Raw genomic sequence first — 1,188 nt, forward strand, 5'->3', positions numbered from 1 at the left:
GGTATTATGCAATAATTTTTGCAACAACACCCGCACCTACAGTACGGCCACCTTCACGGATTGCGAAACGTAAACCGTCGTCCATCGCGATTGGGTGGATCAGGGTAACGATCATGTTGATGTTATCACCTGGCATTACCATCTCTACGCCTTCTGGCAGTTCGATAGTACCAGTTACGTCAGTTGTACGGAAGTAGAACTGTGGACGGTAACCTTTGAAGAATGGAGTGTGACGACCACCTTCATCTTTGCTCAGAATATAAACTTCTGATTCGAATTTAGTGTGTGGCTTGATTGAACCTGGTTTTGCCAGTACTTGACCACGTTGAATTTCTTCACGCTTAGTACCACGCAGCAGAACACCAACGTTCTCACCCGCACGACCTTCGTCAAGCAGTTTACGGAACATTTCAACGCCAGTACAAGTTGTTTTAACCGTGTCTTGAATACCAACGATTTCAACTTCTTCACCAACTTTGATGATACCACGCTCAACACGGCCTGTTACTACTGTACCACGACCTGAGATTGAGAATACGTCTTCGATTGGCAGCAGGAATGGCTTGTCAATTGCACGCTCTGGCTCTGGGATGTAAGTATCCAGATGGCCTGCTAATTCAACAATTTTCGCTTCCCACTCTGGGTTGCCTTCCAGCGCTTTCAGAGCTGAACCACGAACAACTGGAGTGTCGTCGCCTGGGAAATCGTATTGAGACAGAAGTTCACGAACTTCCATTTCAACTAATTCCAACAGCTCTTCGTCGTCTACCATGTCACATTTGTTCAGGAACACGATGATGTAAGGAACACCAACCTGACGACCTAACAGGATGTGCTCACGAGTTTGTGGCATTGGGCCATCAGTCGCAGCAACAACCAGGATTGCACCGTCCATCTGTGCAGCACCAGTGATCATGTTTTTAACATAGTCGGCGTGTCCTGGGCAGTCTACGTGTGCGTAGTGGCGAGTTGGAGTATCGTATTCTACGTGTGAAGTAGAGATAGTGATACCACGCGCTTTTTCTTCTGGTGCGTTATCGATTTGGTCGAATGCACGAGCAGAACCGCCGTAAGTTTTAGCCAGAACAGTAGTGATAGCTGCTGTCAGAGTAGTTTTACCGTGGTCAACGTGGCCGATAGTACCAACGTTAACGTGCGGTTTTGAACGTTCAAATTTTTCTTTAGACA

1 protein-coding gene is annotated in these 1,188 nt (G+C 47.0%); it reads right to left on the reverse strand.

Annotated elements, in window-relative coordinates; translation table 11 throughout:
- Nucleotides 1–4: 4 nt before the first annotated feature.
- Nucleotides 5–1,188 (reverse strand): elongation factor Tu (tuf, locus tag PSF28_RS23595; RefSeq protein ID WP_094963257.1); only part of this gene is annotated, 1,184 nt, incomplete at its 5' end.

The organism is Providencia sp. PROV130 (assembly GCF_028482225.1).
GTDB lineage: Bacteria > Pseudomonadota > Gammaproteobacteria > Enterobacterales > Enterobacteriaceae > Providencia > Providencia rettgeri.